We start from the raw sequence: 15,844 nt of genomic DNA on the forward strand, positions 1-15,844 counted from the left end.
CGGACGTGGACGTGGACGGTCGACAGGCTCGGGGTCTCCTGGGGTCGGGTCGGCGTTAACGTTCCGGGGTCTCGACGACGGCCTCGCACAGACGCTCGGCCTGCTCGACCACCGGGACGGCTCTCGCGTGCCGGCTCCCCACACGGGCCCTGAGCTTGTCGAAGGGTCTGACCCGCCGGTGGTCGAGCAGCGAGGAACGAGCGTCGTCGAAACCACCGGCCGTCGACGCGAACGTTCGTGCGGGGTGCCCTTCGACAGGCTCAGGGTCCGTGGGGCGGGTTCGCGATGGACCCGACGATGGTCGAGGTGCGAGGAGCCCTGGCGACGAGCCTCGAGACCGCCGTCCTCCGGTGGCCAGCCCGACCGCGGGTCGGCTCCGAACCACCGGCGTGCGCCTCTCCGACCGGCTGACCGCGACGGTGATGCACGCGACGGCGCGGTTCACGGTGCGCTACGGCGACGACCTGCGGTTCGCGGGGCGCGACCTGCCGCGCCCGCGCCGGCGCACCGACCGCACCCGGCACAGGCGCGTCACGTCGTACGAGTACGGCGAGGGCGGGCCGGCGTTGGTGCACCTGCACGGCGGGGCGTGGCTGATGCGGCACCCGGGGATGGACGACTGGTGGTGCCGCTACGTCGCGGCGACCGCCGGCGTGCGGGTGGTCAACGTCGACTTCCGCACCGGCCCCTACGTCACCTACCCGGTGGCCCAGCACCAGGCGCACGACGTCGCCGCGGCCGTCGCGGCCGAGGACGGCGGCACCCCGGTCGCGGTCGGCGGGTTCAGCAGCGGCGGCGGGATGGCGGCCGCCGTCTGCCTGCAGGCGCGCGACCTCGGCTCGTTCGTGCCGCGGCTGCAGGTGCTCGGCGTCCCCGCCCTCGACCTCGCCTCCGACGTGCCGGCCGGCGCCGGGATGATCTCGCCGGGTCTGCGCGCCCTCGTGCGCCGCGTCTACTTCCCCGACCCCGCCACCCGCGCCGAGCCCTACGCCTCGCCGCTGCTCGCCCCCGACCTGACCGGGCTGCCGCCCGCGGTCGTGCTCACCGCCGAGCGCGACACGCTGCGTCCCGACGGCGACCGCTACGCCGCGCGGCTGCGCGCGGCCGGGGTGGACGTCGTCCACGACGTCACGCCGGGCGCCGACCACTACTTCCTGACCGAGGACCCGGCCCGGGCCAGCACCACGATGGCGATGGTGGCCGACCAGGTGCGAGCGAGACTGGTGGCGTGACCACCCGCACCGGAACCCTGGTCTACGACGGCGACTGCGGCTTCTGCACCCGCAGTGCCGAGTGGCTCGCCGCCCGGGGCCGCGCCACCATCCAGCCGTCGCAGACCCTCGACCTCGACGCCGTCGGGCTCACCGAGGACGACGTCGCCTCGGCCGCCTGGTGGCTCGACGCCGACGGCCGCGTCGCCGGTCGCGGGGCCGAGGCCGCCGCCGAGGCGCTCAAGACCTGCCGCGGCGGGTGGCGGCTGGTCGGGCACGTGCTCTACGCGCGGCCGCTGCGGCCGCTGGCCGACGTCGCCTACCGGCTGGTGGCCGACAACCGGCACCGGCTGCCCGGCAGCACGCCGATGTGCCAGCGCTGAGACCGGTCGACCACCGGCCCGTCGAGGGGAGGCTCGCGTGGGATTCCCTTCGACAGGCTCAGGGTCCGTGGGGCCGTTCGCGTCGAGGGTGCGGGCTCAGCCCGGCGCGACGATGCGGTCGAGCTCGAAGTGCATGGGGTCGGTGTAGTTCCAGTCGCCGCCCCAGGCGAAGCCCCAGCGCTTGAAGATCGCCACGACGCCGCGGTCCATCTCGCCGACGGTGCCGCGCTGGTTGCCCGGCACGTTGAGGTCGAGGGCCAGGCCGAAGGAGTGGTTCGACAGCGTCGTGCTGCCCGCGATGTAGCGCGGGTAGTAGCAGCCGGCGTACTCACCGGGGTTGATCTCGTCGGCCAGCCCGAGCGAGACGACCTCGGTGAGCGCGGCGCGCAGCTGCGGCATCAGGTACTTGTTGCAGGTGACCGAGCCGAGGATCGGGACGGTCTCGGTGACGATGTGGCTGCTCACCCACGCCGGGTCGGGCGCGATGCGCCCCCCACCGATGTCGGTGTAGTTGAAGACGCCGACGGCGTCGGCGAACGAGCCGATCGGCCGCACCGACTGCACGGCGTCCACGTCGAGGCCGTAGCGGGCGACGGCGTCGAGGTTCTGGATCGACAGCGTGCCGGCCACGAGCCGGTCGATCGGCTTGCGCAGCGACTCGGGCGAGGCCTGGCCGGTGTAGACGAGCAGGGCGTTGTCGGGCACGAAGCCGAGCGCCTCGCCCCGCTTGTCGTTGACCACGACGTCGATGCGCTCGACCTGCGGCGCCCAGGCGCCCACGTGCACGAGGGACGCCGGTCCGTCGCCGAGGCGAACGTTGCCGTCGGCGTCGAGGGGGATCTTCTTGGCGAGGTCCTCGTCGACGGCGGCCTCGCCGCCGGCCACGCGGTCCCACTGCTCCTGGAAGTCGGCGCTGCGGGCCTCGGTGAACAGCCGGTAGGACGCCGCGTCGACGGCCGCGACGTTGTAGACCTTGTTCTCCATCGCCACGTTGGCCAGCGAGATCGTGGCGACCGCCTGCACGCCGTCGAGGCCGCGGATCTGCTGCACGAAGTCGTCGCTCAGCGTCTCGTCGCTGGTGATCATGATGTCGGCGAGGCCGACGGGCTCGGTGCGCGGCCCGGGCGCCGGGACGGCGAAGTCGGCCGGCACGACCTGGCCGGACGTCGTCCCCTCGGTCGGGCCCGGGGTGGCGGGCGTGCCGGACCCGTCGGGCGAGGACGAGGCGGCCCCGGAGGAGCGGTCGGCGCCGGCGGGACTCGTGTCGCCGGCGTCCCCGGTGTCGTCGGAGCCGGCCTGCACGCCGCAGGCGGTAGCGAGCAGGACGGCGGTCACCGCCGCCGCGCTCGTGGCGCGCCGCACTCGCATCGTCCCTCCCGGTCCCGTCTGCGTCGAGGGTAGATCCCCGCACCCAGCGGCGGGGTCGATCGGTTCGACGTCAGGGACGCAGCACGCGTTCCGCGACCCAGGCGATGTCGACCGCCGTGGCGGCCGGCTCGCCGCTGGGCTGCATCACGTGGCTGAGCACCAGCCGCACCACCATGTCGATGGCGGCGTCGAGCTGGGCCGGGCCGAGGGTCACCTCGTAGGGCCCGAGCCGGTCGCTGATGACGCTCTTGGCGACCGACAGCAGCCCGGTCGAGTGCGTGGTCAGCAGCGGCAGCAGCTCGGTGTCGGCGCCGTGGGTCGCCGAGACCACCGCGTGCAGCAGCGAGTTGCCGCGCGCGTGCTGGAGCACGCCCTCCGCGGCGGACCGGATGGCGGCGACGAGGTCGTCGGGGTGCCGGTCGAAGGCGCCGGTGACGACGTCGAGGAAGCGGTCGAGCTCGCGCAGGATCATCGCCTCGGCCAGCCCCGGCTTCGTGCCGACCTCGTTGTAGACCGTCTGCCGGCTGACGCCGACGTCGTCGGCCACCTTGGCCATCGTCACGTGCGCCCAGCCGAGGTCGACGGTGAGCCGGGCGCCGCTGGCCACGATCCGCTCGCGGGTGGAGGCGGTCGAGGTCACCTCCAGGACGCTACCGGCCGAGGTCACACCGGCCCGGACGCCCTCAGACGCGGTGGGGGTCGACGGCGACGAAGTCGACCTTCTCGCGCACGCCGCAGTCGGGACAGCACCAGTCGTCGGGGACGTCGGCCCACGCCGTCCCGGCGGCGAAGCCCTCGAGCTCGTTGCCCGCGGCGACCTCGTAGGTGTAGCCGCAGCCGGGGCAGCGCGCGGCGAGCACCTCGTCGACGACCGGAGCCCCCGCAGCCTCGGCGGTGCGGGCGTCGTGGTCGGACGACGCCGCCGTGGGCCGCGGGTAGCGGCGCAGGTAGTGCTCGAGCCGGCCGGGCTGCACGTTGGCGAGCGTGACGTCGCCGCCGAAGTGGTCGACGACGCGCTGGTCCATCACACGGCGGAACAGCGGCGGGCAGAGCGCCAGCACGATCATGCCGGCGTAGCCGGTGGGCAGCACCGGTGACTCCGCGAAGTCGCGCAGGGTCTGGTAGCGCCGGGTGGGGTTGGCGTGGTGGTCGCTGTGGCGCTGCAGGTGGTAGAGCAGCACGTTGGTGGCGATGTTGTTGGAGTTCCACGAGTGGGAGGGGTCGACCCGCTCGTAGCGCTGCCGCTCGCCCACGCCGACCTTCTGGCGCAGCATCCCGTAGTGCTCCATGAAGTTGACGACCTCGAGCAGCGAGAGGCCGACGACGGCCTGGACCACCAGGAACGGCAGGACCCCGACGCCGAGCCAGGCGACCAGGGCGCCCCACAGCACCGCCGACATCAGCCAGGCGTTGAGCACGTCGTTGCCCAGCCGGAAGGGGTGGGTCTTCCTGCGGGCGTAGCGCCGCTTCTCCAGCCGCCAGGCGCTGCGCAGGGACCCCACGACGGTGCGCGGCCAGAACCGGTAGAAGCTCTCGCCGAGCCGCGCCGAGGCGGGGTCCTCGGGCGTCGCGACGCGCACGTGGTGGCCGCGGTTGTGCTCGATGTAGAAGTGGCCGTAGAAGCTCTGTGCCAGCGCGATCTTGGAGAGCCACCGCTCGTTGGCCTCGCGCTTGTGGCCGAGCTCGTGGGCGGTGTTGATGCCGATGCCGCCGATGCAGCCGATCGAGACGGCCAGCCCGATCTTGTCGACCAGGCCGAGCTCGCCCGGCCCGAACGGCGAGCCGTCGGCGATGGCCCACATCGCGGCGACGAAGCCGGCGTACTGGATCGGCAGGAACGCGTAGGTGATCCAGCGGTAGTAGCGGTCCTTCTCGAGCGCCTCGATGGCGTCGTCGGGCGGGTTGGTGCGGTCGAGGCCGGCGACGAGGTCGATGGCCGGCACCACGGCGAGGATGACGATCGGCCCGATCCACAGCCACACGCCCCAATCCGTGAGGGCCCACAGGCCGCCGCCGACGAAGGCGAGCGACGGCACGACGAGGCCGATCAGCCACAGGTGGCGCTTGCCGTCGTGCCAGGCCTCGGTGGAGCCCTCGGGCACGGTGCTGTTCCTGATCGGGGTGGTCTGCTCGGTCTGCTCGGGCACACGGCCTCCTCGGTCGGTGGTTGACAGGAGGCTAGGAGATGTCAAGTGTTCTTGACAAGACCCGCGTGCGTGTAAAGCCTGGCGGACGGCGTCCACGGCCCTAGGCTCGAGCGGTGGAGGACCGCGTCGAGCGCTGGGAGCGCCGCGTCGAGGTCCCGCTGCTGCTGCTGGCCGTGGCGTTCCTGGTCGCCTACGCGTGGCCGGTGCTCGACCCGCGGCTCGACGGCTCGCTCGTCGACGGGCTCGCCGTGCTGTCGTGGTCGGTCTGGGCGGCGTTCCTGCTCGACTTCGTGGTGCGTGTCGCGCTGGCCCGGCGTCGGCGCCACTACGTGGTGCACCACTGGTACGACGTCGCGCTCGTGGCGCTGCCGATGCTGCGGCCCCTGCGGCTGCTGCGCCTCGTCGCGCTCGCCCGGCTGCTCGACCGCTCGGCCCGCGCCAACCTGACCGGCCGGGTCGGCATCTACGTCGGCGCCGTGCTGGTCTCGGCCGTCGGCCTCGGCGCGCTCGCCGTCCTCGACGCCGAGCAGGACGCCCCCGGCGCCACCATCACCGGCATCGGCGACGCGCTGTGGTGGGCCGTGAGCACCGTGACGACCGTCGGGTACGGCGACGTCTACCCCGTGACCACCACGGGCCGCTTCGTCGGCGTCGCCCTGATGGTCGTCGGCGTGGCCGCCGTGGGCATCGCCACCGCACTGCTCGCGGCCTGGCTGATCACCTACCTGACCGCCGAGGAGGCCGAGGCCGAGCTCGAGGCGGTCGAGGCGGCGGAGGCGGCGGAGGTCGCCGAGTGAGGCTCAGGCCGCCGGCAGCGTGATGCGCCCCTCGACCGTCGACGTCCGCACGTGGTGCTGGCCGTCGGGTCCCTCGCTCGTCCACGAGTAGCTGCAGTCGATCTCGTAGGTGCGCGAGCCGCGGCGCACCGGCTCGAGGCGGTAGACCGGGGTGAGCCCGTCGCGGGTGCACGGCGGCGTCACGCCCAGCAGGTCGTAGGTCTCGTCGTAGGTCTGCACGCACCTCGCCTCCACGTGGCGGATCGCGGTGCCCGGGTGTGAGATGCCCGCGCTGACGAAGAGATCACCGGACGCCTTGTCGACGACCGCGAAGGCCCGGTCGGGGAGCATCGCACCGGACGCCGTGCTCGTGCGGTGGGTGGTGGTGTCGCCGCAGCCGTCGGGTCGGTGGCGGAACCACGTCAGGTCGTGCACGCCGCTGGACTCGAACCGCGAGCCGGGGGCGTTGGTCCAGTCCGTCGAGGAGCCGGGCTGGCGCTTCAGCACCAGCTCGAGGCTGCCCGACTCGTCTTCGTGGCCGGCCCAGTCGTCTCCGGTGATCTCGTCGGCAAAGGTCCACGTGAGCGAGCCGCGGGCCAGGCCGGCGCCGCCGGTGCCTCCGCCGCCGCGCCGGGTGACGGTGACCTGCGGGCCGACCGTGCAGTTGTCGCCCTCGTCGCTCTCGCGGACGCGCTTCGTGGCGTGGGCGCAGACGACGACGTGGTAGCGGCCGGGGGTCGTGCTCAGCGGCACCGTGGCCCGCGCCCGACCGCTCGCGGCGGCGCCGGCCCGCAGCCCGGGGATCGACGTGGTCGGGCTCAGCGCCCGGTCCGTGCCGACGCGCTTGTCGGTCGACAGCGAGACCCGCACGGACGACGTCCCCGCGGCGGCCTTGCCCGTGTTCCTGACGACGACGGTCGTGACGAGGGTGCCACCCTGCGCCACCGACGACGGCGCCTCCACCGAGGCGACCCGGAGGTTGGGGCGGGCCTGGGCGGGCGCGGCGTCGGCGGCCGGGGTCGAGCCGAGCGTGGCGGTCATCGCGAGTCCGGGTGCGAGCGCGACGGTGGCCAGCAGGGCGAGGGTCGCTCGCGAGCGGCGCGGGGTGCGGGTCAGGTTCTGTGCCATGGCCGCAGCCTCCGCCGGGCCGCTTGCCGTCCGCTTGCAACCGGCCAGCGGGGGTCTGGTGCCGTCGTCCGCCCCGCGGCTCGGGCTGGCGGAGGACGTCGTCGTGCCGTCGCTCGACTCGCGGGTCGGCGGCATCGACGTCGACGTGGACGCCGGCGCGGTCATCGTCGGCCGGGTGCACGGTTTCGGACAGCGCACCTACCGGGTGGCCTGAGCCCAGCGGCGTGCCGGGTCGCGACGTCCAGCCTTCTCGGCCGGCCCCTGATGTTCTCGGCCGTTGCTTCGGCTGAGAACGTCAGGAGTCACCGGATCACCGGTGACTCCTGCCGCCGGCGGCCCGACCCACCGACTCAGCGCGGCACGCGCACCAGCAACCGGCCGTGGATGCATTCCATGTGCAGCTCGCGGCCGGGGCCGATGGAGTCGCCGTCGAGCTGGCGGGGGGTCTCGGCGGCGGCGCGGATGGAGACGGTGCGGCCCGTCATGCGGTTGACGGTCTCGTCGGTGCGGCGACGCCGGGCGAGCACGCGCACGGCGAGCGGGATCCACGACAGGAACCGGCGCGGGTAGAGCAGCACGACGTCGAGGACGCCGTCGTCGATGGCGGCGTCGGGCAGCAGCGGCATGCCGGCCTGCAGGTAGCCGACGTTGCCGACCACGATGGTGCGGGCGCGGTGGCGGGTCCAGGGGCCGCCGTCGACGGAGAGCTCGACGCGGGTGGCGGGGTACATCAGCGACTTCAGCGCCGACAGCACGTAGGCGAGCCAGCCGACGCGGCGCTTGATGTCCTCGTTGACGCCCTCCATAATCGCGGCGTCGAAGCCCATGCCGGCCATCACCATGAAGTGGCTGGAGAACTCGTCGTCCTCGGTGAGGACGCCGTCGCCGTCGGCGTCGTGCTGCTCCTCGGCGTGGTCGTCGCCACCGGTCGGGCCGCGGTCGCCGCGCACGGCGACCATGTCGATGGCGCGGTCCTGGCCGGTGAGGGCGATGTCGATGGCGGCGCGGATGTAGAGCGGGATGTCGAGGTTGCGGGCCAGCAGGTTGCCGGTGCCGGCGGGCACGATGCCGACCGGGATGCCGGTGCCGGCCAGCTCGGCGCACACCTCGCGCACGGTGCCGTCGCCTCCGCACACGATGACCAGGTCGGCGCCCGCCACGGACGCCGCCTCGGCCTGCCCGGTGCCGGAGTCCTCGACGGTGGTCAGGTGCCAGGTGGGGTCGCGCCACCCGGCGGCGCGCGCCATGGAGGTCACCGTCGTCATGAACGCCTCGACGTCCTCGACCTTGATCGGGTTGAGGACGACGGCGAGCCGCTTCGCCGACGGCACGGCCTCGGGCAGCGGCTCGACCTTGAGGGCGTGGCTGCGCGGCAGCGGGCTGAAGACCGACAGCGCCAGCAGGCCGATGCCCGCGCCGAGCAGGACGCCGGCCGCGACGTCGCTGGGGTAGTGGCGGCCGAGCAGGATGCGGTCGAGGCCGACGAGCACGACCAGCAGCACGGCCCCGACGCCGATCAGCCGGCGCACGACCGCGCGGCGCACCAGCATCACCGCCAGCACGATCACGACCGTGCCGAACGCCGCGATCGAGGAGGCGTGGCCGGAGGGGAAGGCCTGGTTGTCGAGGAAGTCCTCGGGGTGCTGCCAGTCGGGGCGGGCGCGGCCGATCGCGGCCTTCATCACGGTGGTGAGCACCGCCGTCACGATCGCCACGCCGCCGGCGTACTCGGCCGCCCGCACGTGGCCCTTGAGGAACAGCGCGAGGCACAGCACGACCACGTAGAGGGTCATCGCGATGGTGCCGAAGGCGTCCTCGACGATCCGCAGCGCCGACTGCACGCCGGCGTCGTCGACCGCCCAGGCCCCGGCCGAGCGGCCGCGGTCGTCGATCGAGACCAGCCACGCGGCGTCGGTGGCCACGGCGACCGCCAGGAGGGCCAGCAGCACCAGGCAGCCGGCGGCCCACGCCAGCGGCACGGTGCGCGGTCGGTCGAGCACGGGGTCCTCTTCGCGGGTGGGGGGCGGCGCGTGCCGCCGGAGCGGAGCCAGTATGGCGGCCGCAACCGGGTCGAGCCGCACCGGCGGCGACGACTAGCCTGGCGAGGTGATCGACCCGCGTGTCCTGAGGGACGACCCCGACCGCGTCCGCGCCGCCCAGGCCAAGCGCGGCCTGTCGGACGACGTCGTCGACCGCGCCCTCGCGGCCGACGCCGCCCGCCGTGAGGCGATCAGCGCCTTCGAGTCGCGGCGCGCGGAGCAGAAGCAGCTCGGCTCCCAGGTCGCGAAGGCCTCGGGCGAGGAGAAGCAGCAGCTGCTGGCGCGCACCAAGGCGCTCGCCGCCGGCGTCAAGGAGGCCGAGGCCGACCGCGTCGCCGCCGAGGAGGCCTGGACCGCCGCGCTCGGCTCGATCCCCAACCTCGCCGCCGAGGAGTCGCCCGCGGGCGGGGAGGACGACTACGTCGTCCTCGAGACCGTGGGCACCCGGCCCGAGTTCGACTTCGAGCCGCGCGACCACGTCGAGCTCGGCCGCCTGCTCGGCGCCATCGACATCGAGCGCGGCGTGAAGGTCTCGGGCTCGCGCTTCTACTTCCTCACCGGCGTCGGCGCCCGGCTGGCGCGCGCGCTCGTCAACCTCGCCTTCGACCGGGCCGCGGCCAACGGCTTCACCGAGGCCATCGCCCCCTCGCTGGTGCGCCCGCACGCGATGGCCGGCACCGGCTTCCTCGACCAGGCCGCCGACGACGTCTACAAGATCGAGGGCCAGGACCTCTACCTCGTCGGCACCTCCGAGGTGCCGATGGCGGCGATGCACGCCGACGAGATCCTCGACGGCGCGGCGCTGCCGATGCGCTACGCCGCCTTCAGCCCGTGCTTCCGCAAGGAGGCCGGCAGCCACGGCAAGGACACCAAGGGCATCTTCCGGGTGCACTGGTTCGACAAGGTCGAGATGTTCGTCTACACGACCGTCGAGGAGTCCTACGCCGAGCACCAGCGGCTGCTGGCGTGGGAGAAGGAGTTCATGGACGACCTCGAGCTGCACTACCGCGTCATCGACGTCGCCGCCGGCGACCTCGGCACGTCGGCGCAGCGCAAGTTCGACTGCGAGGCCTGGATCGCCTCGCAGGGCCGCTTCCGCGAGCTCACCTCGACCTCGAACTGCACCGACTTCCAGGCCCGCCGTCTCGACATCCGCACCGCCGGCAGCGCCGGCAGCGCGGGCGGTGAGGGCCGCAACGTGCCCGTGGCCACGCTCAACGGCACCCTGTGCTCCACCAACCGCCCGCTCATCGCCCTGCTCGAGACCCACCAGCAGGAGGACGGGTCGGTGCGCGTCCCGCAGGCGCTGCGGCCCTACCTCGGCGGGCTCGAGGTCCTGAAGCCGATCGCGTGAGCACCCCCGAGCCGGGCGACTGGACGCCGGGCCTGGTCGCCCTCGACATCGACGGCACCCTGCTCGCCTGGGTCGACGGCGCCGGCACGACCTACGAGACCATCACGCCGCGGGTGCACGCCGCCGTCCACCGCGCGCTCGACGCCGGCACGCACGTCGTCCTCGCCTCGGGTCGTTCGCCGCACGGCATGACCGCGATCGCCGACCTGCTCGAGCTGTTCGGCCTGCCGCCGGGCGGCGGTGAGCGGCTGTGGGTGGTGGCTTCGAACGGTGCGGTGATCTTCCGCTACGACCCGGGCCACGAGCTCGAGGTGGTGCACGAGGAGACCTTCGACGCCGGCCCGGCCGTGCGCGCCGTCCTCCAGCAGCGGCCCGGCGCCATCGTGGCCATCGAGGACCGCGGCCGCGGCTACCGGGTCAGCTCGCCGTTCCCCGACGGCGAGCTGTCGGGCGAGATGAGCCTCGCCGAGGTCGACGACCTCGTCTCGCGGCCGGTCAGCCGCGTCATCATCCGTGACCCCGACGCCACCGCCGAGGACTTCGTCGCGCTCGCCGCCGACCTCGGCCTGCACGGCACCGACTACGTCGTCGGCTGGACGGCGTGGCTCGACCTCACCCCGGTCGGCGTCAGCAAGGCCTCCGGGCTCGAGCACGTGTGCCGTGAGCTGGGGCTGACGTCGTCCGACGTGCTGGCCATCGGCGACGGCCGCAACGACATCGAGATGCTGCGGTGGGCCGGGCGCGGCGTCGCCATGGGCCAGGCGGTCGAGGTGGTGCGCGAGGCCGCCGACGACGTCACCGAGACCGTCCACGACGACGGGGTCGCCGTCGAGCTGGAGCGGTGGTTCTGAGGCCGTGGACCTCCCGGACCTCGACGCGCTGCCGGCGCTGATCGAGACCGGTCGGCTGCGGCTGATCCTCGTCACCCTCGACGACGCCGCCGCCATGCGCGAGGGACGCCGCGACGTGCGGTGGCACCCGCAGTACCCGCGACCGGACGACGTCGCTGCGGCCGAGACGGTGCGCACCGGGACCAACACGTTCGGGCCGCGGCACGTCGTCCTCGACCGGCTGGCGGTCGGCACCGTCACCTGCCACGCACCGCCCGAGGTGGCGGGCCCCGAGCTCGAGGTCGGCTTCGGGCTGGTGCCCGACGCGCGCGGGCGCGGCGTGGCCACCGAGGCGCTGCTGGGCTACGCTACGGCGCTCGAGGCGCTGGGGCTGCGGGTGCGCGGCGCCGCCCGACCCGAGAACCGGGCCAGCCTGCGGGTGCTGGCGAAGGCCGGGTTCACCGAGCTGCGTGGCAGCGACGACGACGGCCACCTCGTGATGGCCCGGCCCGCCGTCGTCCGATGAGGGCGCGCCTGGTCGCGACCGACCTCGACGGCACGCTGCTGCGCTCCGACGGTACCGTGAGCGTGGAGACCGAGGGGGTGCTGGCCGCCGTCGAGGAGGCCGGGGTGCCGCTGGTCTTCGTCACCGCGCGGCCGCTGCGCTGGATGGAGCACCTGTGGCGGTTCGTCGGGCGCCACGGGCTGGCCCTGGTGAGCAACGGCGCGCTGCTGTTCGACGTCGCCGAGCGGCGGGTGCTCGAGACGCGGGGCATCGCGCCCGACGTCGGGCTGCCGCTGGTGGACGCCGTCGCGGCGGCGCTGCCCGACGCGGCGTTCGCGCTCGAGTGCGTCTCGGGGCTGGTGCGCGACCCCCGGTTCGTGGAGCCCAACGAGATCCCGCCGGGCAGCCCGGTCGGGCCGCTCGCCGAGCTGTGGGTCGAGCCCGCCCTCAAGCTGATGGTGCGCTGCCCGGGCGCGGACGACGTCCGGGTGCGCGCGGCCGTCACCGCGGCGGTGGGCGCGCGTGCCGTCGCCACCTGGTCGGGCCCCGGGCTCGTGGAGGTCAGCGCACCGGGCGTCACCAAGGCGGCGGGCCTGGCCCGGGTGGCCGCGCGGCTCGGCGTCGACGCCGCCGACGTGGTCGCCTTCGGCGACCAGCCCAACGACCTCACGATGCTGGCGTGGGCCGGCACCTCGTGCGCGGTGGCGAACGCCGACCCGGCGGTGCGCACGGCCGCCGACCACGTCGTCCCCGCCAACGACGACGACGGCGTCGCCCGCACCCTCGCCGCCCTGCTGGCGGGCCGGGGGCTGCCGACGGAGCGGTGACGCCGTCGCCGGCCGGGACGGCGGTGGGTGGGTTACCGAATCCGGTGGCGGAACGGTCACTGGCTCACCGCTGGGTGGGGTCGGGTCGGGACGGCGGTGGGTGGGTTACCGAATCCGGTGGCGGAACGGCCACTGGCTCACCGCTGGGTGGGGTCGGGTCGGGGTGGCGGTGGCTTGGTTACCGAAACCGGTGGCGGATCGGTGACTGGCTCACCGCTGGGTGGGGTCGGGTCGGGGTGGCGGTGGCTTGGTCACCGAGTCCGGTGGCGGAACGGTCACTGGCTCACCGCCCACCGGTCCGGCACGCCGGGTCGGGACGGCGGGGAGTGGCTACGGCCTGGCCGGGTGCGGGACGATCTGTTGTGATGAACCGTGTGCCCCGACCCCAGCGCCTGCCGCGCGCCCTGCTCGCCGTGCTCGTCGCGGCGGTGGTGGCGCTGCTGGCCCTGCCCGTCGGCGGCCTGACGGCGCCCGCGCAGGCCGACGAGACCGAGGTCGGCGGCGTGGCCGAGGAGGCCCAGGCGGTCTTCGTCGGCACCTTCGTCGGCACCCCGCTGGTCTTCGGCGCCTCGCCGGAGCGCACCATCCGCATCTACCGCGTCGAGGTCGACCAGGTCTACGGCGACGTCGACGTGCCCACCCAGCGGGTCAAGGTCCGCTCCCGGGCCGACCTCCTCGGCTGTGCCAACGACGCCGGCAGCGTGGGCGGGTCCTCGACCGACGACCCCACCCCCGGCACGCCGACGCCCAGCACGCCCAGCACGCCGGGCGCCCCCACCACCCCCACCACCCCGAGCACGCCGACCACGCCCAGCACCCCGCAGACCACCGAGCAGACCGAGCCGGTCTCCGACCGCGCACCGCGCGTCTTCACCACCCGCTTCGACGCCGAGACCGGCGTCTACGTCGTCGTCGGCTGCAGCCAGGTGCAGGTGGCCTCCGAGACCGTCGAGCGCGAGCTCGAGGACGAGTACGGCGCCGGCCGCCCCCCCGGCGTCCCGCAGCCGCCGGCCGAGCCGAGCTTCGACGACGTCACCTACCGGTGCGAGGACAGCGACGCCACGGTGCGCGACGTCGGCAGCCCCGAGTGCGACGCCGCCGCCGCCCGGACGCCGTTCGGCCGCCCGGCCGCCCCCGGCCTCGCCCTGGTGATCGTGGGCGTGCTGGGGCTGCTGCTCGCGCGGCGCCTCGGCCGCACGCGCTGACCGGCTGACCGACCGGCCGACCAGCCGGCCAGGCCGACCGGCTAGAGGTACATCCCGCCCGAGCCGCCGGAGCGGTCGTCGTCCCCGCCCGGCTGACCGGGGCCACCCGGCTGACCGGGGCCGGGCTGACCCGGCTGACCGGGCACCTGCTGCATCGACAGACCGGCCGGCAGCCCGCGGCGGATCTGCTCGAACTGCGCCCGCGCCGCCATCTGCTGGGCGTAGATCGCGGTCTGGATGCCGTGGAAGAGGCCCTCGAGCCAGCCGACCAGCTGTGCCTGGGCGATGCGCAGCTCGCCCTCGGACGGCGTCACGCCCTCGGCGAACGGCAGCGTGATGCGCTCGAGCTCTTCGACGAGCTCGGGGGCGAGGCCCTGCTCGAGCTCCTTGATGGAGGAGGCGTGGATCTCCTTGAGGCGGGCGCGGCTGGCCTCGTCGAGCGGCGCCGCCTTCACCTCCTCGAGCAGCTGGCGGATCATGCTGCCGATGCGCATCACCTTCGCCGGCTGCTCGACGAGGTCGGTGAGGTCGCGGCCCTCGGTCTCGCCCTCGTCGTCGCCGCCCTCGGGGGCCAGCGCGGACGCCGGGACGGCACCGATGGCCTTGCCGTCGGGCCCGATGATCACGACCTGCTGCTCGGGCTGACCCGACGGGGCCTGCTCCTGCTGGTCACCGTCGGACGCCGCCTGCTGCTCCTCGGTCATGCCTCCAACCTAGCCAGGGGCACCGACCGGGACACCGCATCACGGGGTGAGGACGATCTTGCCGGTGTGCGAGCCGGCCTCCATCAGCTCGTGAGCCTTCCGGACGTCGTCCAGCGGCAGCGTGCGCTCGACGATCGCGCGCACCGTGCCGTCGGCCAGCAGCGGCCACACGTGCTCGACCACCGAGGCACAGATGGCGGCCCTGTCGGCCACGGGCCGGCTGCGCAGCGACGTCGCGACGACGGCCCCGCGCTTGCGCAGCAGGGCGCCGAGGTCGAGCTCGCCCTTCGACCCGCCCTGCATGCCGATGACGACGAGGCGGCCCTCGGTGGCGAGGGCGTCGACGTTGCGGCCGAGGTAGGAGGCGCCCATGTTGTCGAGGACGACGTCGACGCCGGCCCCGTCGGTGGCCTCCTTGACCCGCGCCACGAAGTCGTCCTCGTGGTAGTCGATGGCCAGCTCGGCGCCGAGGTCGGTGCAGAACGCCTGCTTCTCCGGCGTGCCGCAGGTCGTGAAGACCCGCGAGCCGAGCGCCCGGGCCAGCTGGATCGCCATGACGCCGATGCCGCCGGCGCCGCCGTGCACCAGGAACGTCTCGTCGGGCTTGAGCCCGGCGACCATGAACACGTTCGACCACACCGTGCACGCCACCTCGGGCAGCGCGCCGGCGGTGACCAGGTCGATGCCGTCGGGCACCGGCATCACCTGTCCGGCCGGCACCACCACGCGCGAGGCGTAGCCGCCGCCGGCGAGCAGCGCGCAGACCTCGTCGCCGACGTCCCAGCCCTCGACGCCGTCGCCGAGTGCGGCCACCGTGCCGCTGCACTCCAGGCCGATGGTCTCGCTGGCGCCCGGCGGGGGCGGGTAGTGGCCGCGCCGCTGCAGGGTGTCGGCGCGGTTGACCGCCGTCGCCACGACCTCGATCGCCACCTCGCCGGGGCCGGGCTCGACGTCCGGCACCTCGCGCACCGAGAGCACCTCCGGCCCGCCGGTGCCCTCGGCGACGACCGCCCTCACTCCTCCTCCTCGTCGGCGTCGAGGGTGTGGTCGACCTCCTCGTCGTCGGGGACGTCGTCGTCGACGTCGTCGGGATCGCGCGCTCCGGCCGGCCGGTCCCAGCTCTCGGCGAGGCGCTGCGCCTTCGCGGCGAGCCGCTCGACCGCGGCCGGGTCGGCGTCCGCGGCCCCGGCGGCGAACCCGACCAGGTAGGCCGTCACCGCGCTCGCGCGGGGGCCGACGTCGTCGTGGGCGACCTCGGCCAGGTCGTTCAGCAGTCCCTCGTCGACCTCGGTCTCGAGATCGAGGACGTCGCACAGCTCGTCGATCCAGTCGTGGAGGTTCACCCGCCCAGCGTGGCGAGCGACCCG

Annotated in this window: 17 protein-coding genes; 9 read left to right on the top strand and 8 right to left on the bottom strand. The window is 74.3% G+C overall.

Going from position 1 to position 15,844, the window contains the following annotated elements:
• The first annotated feature begins 389 nt into the window (after positions 1 to 389).
• Positions 390 to 1,232 (top strand): alpha/beta hydrolase, encoded by an 843-nt coding sequence (locus ABEA04_RS00795; protein ID WP_345453348.1) that lies wholly within the window; start codon positions 390 to 392, stop codon positions 1,230 to 1,232.
• Entirely contained in the window at positions 1,229 to 1,594 is a 366-nt protein-coding gene (locus tag ABEA04_RS00800; RefSeq protein WP_345453351.1) for a thiol-disulfide oxidoreductase DCC family protein, read from the top strand. The genes ABEA04_RS00795 and ABEA04_RS00800 overlap by 4 nt, the downstream gene beginning before the upstream one ends.
• Before the next feature lie 96 nt (positions 1,595 to 1,690).
• On the opposite strand, the gene ABEA04_RS00805 is transcribed toward ABEA04_RS00800, so the two are convergent.
• The 3 genes from ABEA04_RS00805 to ABEA04_RS00815 form a co-directional block, all read right to left on the bottom strand.
• Positions 1,691 to 2,962 (bottom strand): M15 family metallopeptidase, encoded by a 1,272-nt coding sequence (locus ABEA04_RS00805; RefSeq protein WP_345453354.1) that lies wholly within the window; start codon positions 2,960 to 2,962, stop codon positions 1,691 to 1,693.
• 70 nt (positions 2,963 to 3,032) lie between these two features.
• The gene (locus ABEA04_RS00810; protein WP_345453357.1) at positions 3,033 to 3,602 is read right to left on the bottom strand and encodes a TetR/AcrR family transcriptional regulator; all 570 of its coding nucleotides are present in this window, start codon (positions 3,600 to 3,602) and stop codon (positions 3,033 to 3,035) included.
• Positions 3,603 to 3,645: 43 nt separating this feature from the next.
• Entirely contained in the window at positions 3,646 to 5,109 is a 1,464-nt protein-coding gene (locus ABEA04_RS00815) for a fatty acid desaturase (RefSeq protein WP_345453360.1), read from the bottom strand.
• A 113-nt stretch (positions 5,110 to 5,222) separates the two neighbouring features.
• Here ABEA04_RS00815 and ABEA04_RS00820 point away from each other — a divergent pair, with 113 nt between their 5' ends.
• Positions 5,223 to 5,906 carry a potassium channel family protein gene (locus tag ABEA04_RS00820; RefSeq protein ID WP_345453363.1) on the top strand — a complete coding sequence of 228 codons (684 nt, stop codon included), beginning with the start codon at positions 5,223 to 5,225 and terminating at the stop codon, positions 5,904 to 5,906.
• A 3-nt stretch (positions 5,907 to 5,909) separates the two neighbouring features.
• Here the strand turns inward: ABEA04_RS00820 and ABEA04_RS00825 are convergent, their stop codons facing one another.
• Positions 5,910 to 7,013, bottom strand: a complete 1,104-nt coding sequence (locus tag ABEA04_RS00825) for a CARDB domain-containing protein (protein WP_345453366.1) — start codon at positions 7,011 to 7,013, stop codon at positions 5,910 to 5,912.
• Here ABEA04_RS00825 and ABEA04_RS00830 point away from each other — a divergent pair.
• Positions 7,012 to 7,227, top strand: a complete 216-nt coding sequence (locus tag ABEA04_RS00830) for a hypothetical protein (RefSeq protein ID WP_345453369.1) — start codon at positions 7,012 to 7,014, stop codon at positions 7,225 to 7,227. The genes ABEA04_RS00825 and ABEA04_RS00830 overlap by 2 nt on opposite strands.
• A gap of 136 nt (positions 7,228 to 7,363) precedes the next feature.
• Here ABEA04_RS00830 and ABEA04_RS00835 read toward each other — a convergent pair whose 3' ends face one another.
• Positions 7,364 to 9,013 carry a bifunctional phosphatase PAP2/diacylglycerol kinase family protein gene (locus ABEA04_RS00835; protein WP_345453372.1) on the bottom strand — a complete coding sequence of 550 codons (1,650 nt, stop codon included), beginning with the start codon at positions 9,011 to 9,013 and terminating at the stop codon, positions 7,364 to 7,366.
• 106 nt (positions 9,014 to 9,119) lie between these two features.
• On the opposite strand from ABEA04_RS00835, the gene serS reads away from it, so the two are divergent.
• From serS to ABEA04_RS00860, 5 genes are all read left to right on the top strand, one after another.
• Positions 9,120 to 10,406, top strand: a complete 1,287-nt coding sequence (gene serS / locus ABEA04_RS00840; RefSeq protein WP_345453375.1) for a serine--tRNA ligase — start codon at positions 9,120 to 9,122, stop codon at positions 10,404 to 10,406.
• Positions 10,403 to 11,257 carry an HAD family hydrolase gene (locus ABEA04_RS00845; RefSeq protein ID WP_345453378.1) on the top strand — a complete coding sequence of 285 codons (855 nt, stop codon included), beginning with the start codon at positions 10,403 to 10,405 and terminating at the stop codon, positions 11,255 to 11,257. Before serS ends, ABEA04_RS00845 begins: the two co-directional genes overlap by 4 nt.
• A gap of 4 nt (positions 11,258 to 11,261) precedes the next feature.
• Positions 11,262 to 11,762: a GNAT family N-acetyltransferase gene (locus ABEA04_RS00850; protein ID WP_345453380.1), complete on the top strand. Its 501-nt coding sequence runs from the start codon at positions 11,262 to 11,264 to the stop codon at positions 11,760 to 11,762.
• Complete coding sequence (locus ABEA04_RS00855) at positions 11,759 to 12,568, top strand: HAD-IIB family hydrolase (RefSeq protein ID WP_345453383.1); 810 nt, start codon at positions 11,759 to 11,761, stop codon at positions 12,566 to 12,568. The genes ABEA04_RS00850 and ABEA04_RS00855 overlap by 4 nt, the downstream gene beginning before the upstream one ends.
• A 365-nt stretch (positions 12,569 to 12,933) precedes the next feature.
• On the top strand, positions 12,934 to 13,773 hold the full coding sequence (locus tag ABEA04_RS00860; RefSeq protein WP_345453386.1) for a hypothetical protein: 840 nt from the start codon (positions 12,934 to 12,936) through the stop codon (positions 13,771 to 13,773).
• Positions 13,774 to 13,814: 41 nt separating this feature from the next.
• Here ABEA04_RS00860 and ABEA04_RS00865 read toward each other — a convergent pair whose 3' ends face one another.
• The 3 genes from ABEA04_RS00865 to ABEA04_RS00875 are packed head-to-tail and all read right to left on the bottom strand — an operon-like array spanning position 13,815 to position 15,820.
• Positions 13,815 to 14,477 carry a bacterial proteasome activator family protein gene (locus tag ABEA04_RS00865; RefSeq protein WP_345453389.1) on the bottom strand — a complete coding sequence of 221 codons (663 nt, stop codon included), beginning with the start codon at positions 14,475 to 14,477 and terminating at the stop codon, positions 13,815 to 13,817.
• 39 nt (positions 14,478 to 14,516) lie between these two features.
• The gene (locus ABEA04_RS00870) at positions 14,517 to 15,494 is read right to left on the bottom strand and encodes an NAD(P)H-quinone oxidoreductase (RefSeq protein WP_345453392.1); all 978 of its coding nucleotides are present in this window, start codon (positions 15,492 to 15,494) and stop codon (positions 14,517 to 14,519) included.
• Entirely contained in the window at positions 15,491 to 15,820 is a 330-nt protein-coding gene (locus ABEA04_RS00875) for a DUF6457 domain-containing protein (protein WP_345453394.1), read from the bottom strand. The genes ABEA04_RS00870 and ABEA04_RS00875 overlap by 4 nt, the downstream gene beginning before the upstream one ends.
• Between the last annotated feature and the right edge of the window lie 24 nt (positions 15,821 to 15,844).

Origin of the sequence: Nocardioides marinquilinus (genome assembly GCF_039543705.1) — a bacterium.
Lineage (GTDB): Bacteria > Actinomycetota > Actinomycetes > Propionibacteriales > Nocardioidaceae > Nocardioides > Nocardioides marinquilinus.